Raw genomic sequence first — 6,071 nt, 5'->3', positions numbered from 1 at the left:
TATGTACTTTTTTCAAATTACTTTTCTTAAACTAAGTTTTAATAAATAGAAAACAAGTTTTCAAATTATTTGTCCAAGATTTTGGGTACACTCCACTAATTGTTCTTCTAAATTTTGAGCATAAGAAAATGGCGGTGTCGAAGTTCCACGATTAGAAATTCTTTTTCCTACTTCACTGGCAAATTTATTATTATACTTCTTCTTTCAAATTATATTTTTTTATATAATCTTCCATATATTTAACTCCTATATGTTTATTCCCTTTTTTTGCAAATTCTAATACTGTTAATCCCCATTTATCTTTTTTTAGTAATTTCAGTCCTTTTTGAGAAAAGATTAAATCATATAGAGGTATCATTTCTATTTCAGGTACAAGATCATAATTAAATATATTTTTGAACATTACTGTTTTATGAGGTTTATATAATGGTGTTATATCTGCTCCCTTTTCTAACAAAGTTTTACATAACATCGTTGTTTTTATTATATCTTCACTTCCATAAAGAAACAATTCAAAAAACAATGTTGCTCCATCTTTAGATACCACTTTTACATCTGCTCCCTTATTTATTAAAAAATTTGCTATTTTATACTTTTCTTCAGGCTTTGAATTTGTTAATGCTGTCTGTAATAAAGTATCCCCTACTGTGTCTTTCTTATATTGAGCTCCTTCTTTGAACATTTCTCTAAAATCTTCATATGTTCCCAATAATGTTGCTGCAAATAATGTTGAGTATTTACTCATATAAATCATCCTCTTCTTTTCTCATAACTAATCCTTTCATTCAATATCCTTATTTGTAAAATCACATCTGTTCAACTGCTCCATTGCATGTTCTCTTATCATTTCTTCATCACTTTGTAATAATAATTCCAATTTTTCTTTCGCCTTAGGAGTATTTATATCTCCTAAAGCAAAACAGCATTTTCTGACCAGTGCAAAATTATCATCCCAACGGTATTTTTCAAAATTTGAAGTTGCTAATTCATAAATGCAATCTATCGTAGAAGGTAATTCTAGTTGCTGGAGATAAAACACTATGTCTTCGTGTTTTCCATGCCATTCTTCTTTTGTTAATTTGCATAAAATATCAACAAATTTTTCACTGTATAATTCGAACATGTAAATTGCTGAGATTAAAATATCTACGCTGTGTCCATTTTTTTCATTATATGCTTTTTCCAACTCTGTTTTTATATACTCTATTCTTTCATCATCATTTTTTAAAAATTCCTTTTGTAATTGTTGAAAACTTATTTGTTTTTTATATTCTTTCCACGTCAAATTTTCCAATTTTTCAAGATTATTTTTTTCCATTTTTTATTATTTCCTTTCTAAAATTGATTTCTTTAATATTTTGATTAAATATATCTAATCCTTTCCCATCACCTAAATTCCGAGTTATTTGATTCCCTTCCTGTTTAAATTGTATATATCCATATTTTTTCCATCCAGGAAAAGATTCCTTCATATTAGGATATTTTTTTATTAATTTTTCACCTTCATTATTCCTTACACCTATTTTTTCAAATTGTTTATCTGTTCCAGGTTTTAATTTGAATTCTAAATTTATTCCAGCATACCGTTCACTATATCGTGCATTTTCTGCAATGCTAGTTTCGCCACTTGGTGGTAAATTTCCATTTTTTAATAAACGTTTATAATGTTTTTCAGAAATTGAACGATAAAATATATCATAATTTCTGCTATAATCATTCGTTACAGCATTATAACTTGGAACAGAAACTAATCCTTGCCCTTTGTTTCCTAATTCTACATATGGTGTTTTAGTTTTAGGTAAACTCCACTCATTACCTCTACCTAATGTATAATTACCCTCAGAATTTTTTACCCCTTTATATAATGAATTATCTAAAGGTTTATTGTAATCAAGTTTTGGTGTTGGGTCATAAGATTTATTATTATTTACTTTACTGTTCAAATTGTTTAAATAACTTCCAACTGTGGTATCCATTATATTTTTAGAATTAAGATTACCTAATCCCCAGTTTGTACTTTTAGAAGCATTTATATTTGAATTTTTTATTGTTTCTGTGATATTTGGAGTAACTTTTACTTTTCTTGTTGTTTTGTCTAAATAGTCTCCACTTTTACCATTTAGGTTCCAATTATGATTTTGAGAATTACTTTTTCCTGATATAGTTGAATTACTATTTGAGTTTTTAGTAGAGGTTTTGGGAACTCCTCCCACTGTAATAGGTGCTATAGAAGCAACTCCTATTTCCGTAAAAAATTCAAAAGTATCATAAAGTTCAGGGTGTTTTGTAAGTGCTCCTACTGTATCTCTTAAAGGATTCAACGATGGTCCGTTTACTTGCTCTTTATTTCCAAATATAGCATCTCCAATTTTCATAAGTCCGTGAAATGCTTTATTTCCTCCAACAACAACTGCAGTTCCACCAGCAATTTTTACAGGTAAAGAAGGTACAACTGAGCCTCCAATTGTAACATAATCCACTCCTTCTGAAGCACCTATTAAAGCCACACCTCCAGCACCAGTAAGACCACCTGTTACTATATCTAGTCCTCCTTCTCCCGCTTTTCTTAACCTATCTCCTAAAGTTGGCCCATCTGTTTTTTTCTTAGGAGGAGTAGAAGTTTTACCATTTCCTTTCCCCTTACCTCTACCCGATGATTTATTAGATTTTGTTGGTTTGGGTAAAAAATGTTTAACTCCTGTTACAATAGCTTGTGTTGATTCTGCTACAACTTTTTTTCTACGATCTCCTCCCGCCTTATAGTCATCATAATCTCTCTTTAAAACTCTTGTTGTATCTTTTTTTAACTGGTTAAATTCAGCTTCTGCCCCTTTTTTGTCTCCAGAAAAATATTTAGTTCCTATTCTTATAAGAGCTTTTCCACCTTTTTCTAAATGTTTCCAAGTAAAATCAGCAGTAATCTCACTATTCTCATCCAACTGTCCATAATCAAGACCACTAAATACACCACTATTGTCTTGACCTTTAGTCCTTTTCATTACTTCGTTATAGGCTATTTCTCCTGCTACTGTTGCTTTTGGCTTACCTTCGTTATTTTCCTTTCCGTTTCCTGCTTCAAGTTGTTCTCTAATAGCCCATTCCCTTGCAATTCCTGCTTTTACTGTATTCACATCAGCGTTTTCGTTTATATAGATTTTCCCTGTTACTTTATCATAAAAATAAGGGATTTCTTTACCTTGGTTTTTTCTTGCGTCTGCTATTCTGTCTTTTACTTTTTGAGGTAAATTAGGGTCATCCGGATTAAATTTGCCACCTATTCCTAATTGTTCCTGAACTTCTTTATCACTTAAATCCGCTTTTACTAATAAATCAATATCAGGAACTGTTTTGGCTCTTAAATAATAATCTTTTATATCCTCAAATTTTCGTATTTCAGGATCTCCAATATCACTATTTTTTCTACCATTTACAATATTTTCTATTTTTTTGATAGCTCCGTCAGCTGTTATTTGTCCTTCAAGTATTGCTATATCCAAATCTTGCTTGAATTTTTCCGGATTAGCTAAATAATCGAGTGTTTGACTTTCTACATTGACATTAGTTTTGCTATGAGTATCTTTTGTTATTTCATTTGCTTTTGCTCTATCTCTATTTATCGGATCTCCCGAAGCTTGTCCTATTTCAACATCTCCAATTACAGTATTTCTTGTGATTCCTTGTTTATCTCTATTTTCAGAACTTATTCCAATATTTGATAGTCTTGATGAATTATTTCCAATAGAAACTCCTATCGAAGCACCATTTATAGTCATTTCATCTTTATTTTGCAAATCGTGTCCAGTATATTTATCAACCGTTAATTTAGAATTTCCTTCTTTTCCAATAATTCCAGCTATATTATCTAATGTTCCAATGTGTAAATCGCTTCCTTCTCCTACGATAAATGTACTTTGATTATCTACAAAGGCTCTACTTCCATTTGTTCGACTTCCACTAACATTAACTGAATTTATTCCTTTAGAACCAAATCCTACACTTACACCTCTACTACTTCCGGTAGTTGTACTAGTATTTTGTCTTGAAATAACTTCCATATGATTAATATTTCCTGTAACTTTTCCGCCTTCTTGATTAAAGCCGTTTACTATCATATTTTGAGTATTATTATGCACTTCGTTTACATTTTGAAAGCTTCCATTATGATAAATAGTTTCATTTGTATTTTGATTACTTCTACTTGTTGAAACACTTCCACTTATTCCGTTTGCTTTAGGTCTTAAATCTGCTCCTGCAGACACACCAAAATTAACTCCGGTACTGCTGGAGTTTGAACTGTATCTATTATGTAATTCTACAGCTTCTTTTGTAATATTTTCTACGTTATTGTAAATAAATGTTCCACCTTCAGCTTTTGTTCCCTGATATGTAATATTTTTTACATTATTGTAAGTTATGCTCGAATCAGGTTTTAATGGTTTTAATGTCGTAACGGCAGCATTTTCAGTATGTGCATTACTTTCACTTCTTGATCTACTAATTCCTACATTTGCATTTCCGGATAAATAAAAATCATTATTTGTTTTAAAGTTTCCGGCTTTTATGTCTTCCATCGTTGCAGCTCTTAAACCATCTCTAGTAGTAATATCATTCCTCATTCCAGAAACTGTTCCGGTAACAGCATTAGCTGCTGTCATAAGTCCACCGGCAATATCTCCACCTCTAGTTTGGCTTACCGCATTTGCTGCTTGTTTTGCTCTGTAAAATGCCGGACTGTTTATTCCGATTGACACACCAAAATTACTACTTTTGCTAGTAGTTCTTACATCTTGTGTATCTATTCTTGCTCCGTATTTTACTTCTCCGTTATTTATTGAGATATTTCCGTATTCAAAGTTTGTTGCAGTTATTTCTGCACCGTTATTTAGGACTGTTCCATCTCCTAATTGTAAATTGGATTTTGCATTTACAGTGCTTTTAGCGTCATATGTATTTTGTGATTTTCCATATCCAGCTGAGATTGTGCCGTGGCTTATTCCGCCAGTAAATCCTTTGCTCCTGTTCTTTTCATAGTAGCTGTTGTGCAGTTCCCTTGAGTCAGTTGTAACTTTTCCGCCTACAAAAGTATTTTCTCCAAGAACAATGTTGCTTCCTATGCCCTCAACATTTCCTGCAATTACTGCATTCTTTCCAAGCATCAGATTGCTTGCCGAGTTTTCTTCCGCATGAGAATTTTTGTAACTGCTTTTGGATGACATAAAGCCTTTGCTGCTCTGTCTTGATTCCGTGTCATAGCTGTTCACTGCTGATTCCGCTCTGACATTTCCGGTTACTGTAAGCCCCGTTGTATCTTCTGCTATGAATGATGAGCCTTTTAAATTAATGTCCCCAACTCTTCCTTCTGCTGAGTTTGCCATAATTCCAGCTCCGAGGTTAGTTGTTTCAGAATATCTTGAATAATTGCTTTCTCCGCTTCCAAATTTGTCTTCTCCTGATAATGTCAATGCTCTTTCATCAATTTTGTTTACATCCAGTGCAATATGATCTGTTTTTAGTATTCCTCCAGTTGATATATATTTATCAGCTTTGATAAATGTTGTACCTTTTGAAGTAATTCCACCAATTGAGGCTACTTCTTCATGGTGTGTTCTATCATACTCCCCATTGTTATATCCCACATTTCTTTTAGTGGTATTGTTAATTACATTTCCCTTTTCAGAAATTAGTGCAACAGCCTCTTCACCGTTAATTCTTCCGCCAATATTTTCAATATTTCCAACAGAATTTATAAATGTTCTGTCTCCTGAAATTTCTGAAAGCAGATTGTTAGTCGTCTCATTTCTTACAGTATTCGCTTCAACATAGGTAACTCCGCCATTACCCCATTTTGTACCGTCATTTACAAAGTCCTTGGTCTTGACATAAGTTCCGTTTATTCCGCCAACCCGGTTTCTAGTGTCATCGCTTATGCTTTCCCTAGTCTTGCTGCTTAGATAAACTTGTGGAGCAAGGACTTCAACTCCATTTACATTTTTTGTTACATACCAGACAATATCCTCATTCAAGTTATTTATCTGTTCCTGAGTCAGTTCCTGCCCTACTGTAAGCCCAAG

3 protein-coding genes are annotated in these 6,071 nt (G+C 32.5%); all 3 read right to left on the bottom strand.

Annotation, left to right across the window (positions count from 1 at the left end; all coding sequences use genetic code 11):
* Positions 1–190 precede the first annotated feature (190 nt).
* Positions 191–745, bottom strand: a complete 555-nt coding sequence (locus K324_RS0109130) for an ankyrin repeat domain-containing protein (RefSeq protein ID WP_021769235.1) — start codon at positions 743–745, stop codon at positions 191–193.
* A 36-nt stretch (positions 746–781) separates the two neighbouring features.
* Positions 782–1,318, bottom strand: a complete 537-nt coding sequence (locus K324_RS0109125; RefSeq protein WP_026748875.1) for a HEAT repeat domain-containing protein — start codon at positions 1,316–1,318, stop codon at positions 782–784.
* Positions 1,305–6,071: hemagglutinin repeat-containing protein (locus K324_RS15260; RefSeq protein ID WP_211231555.1), on the bottom strand; the 4,767-nt coding region annotated here is incomplete at its 5' end. The genes K324_RS15260 and K324_RS0109125, both read right to left, overlap by 14 nt.

The organism is Leptotrichia trevisanii DSM 22070, from assembly GCF_000482505.1.
Classification (GTDB): Bacteria; Fusobacteriota; Fusobacteriia; order Fusobacteriales; family Leptotrichiaceae; genus Leptotrichia; species Leptotrichia trevisanii.
Note: the sequence above shows the minus strand (reverse complement) of the source record. Positions and strands in the feature narration are given on the sequence as shown.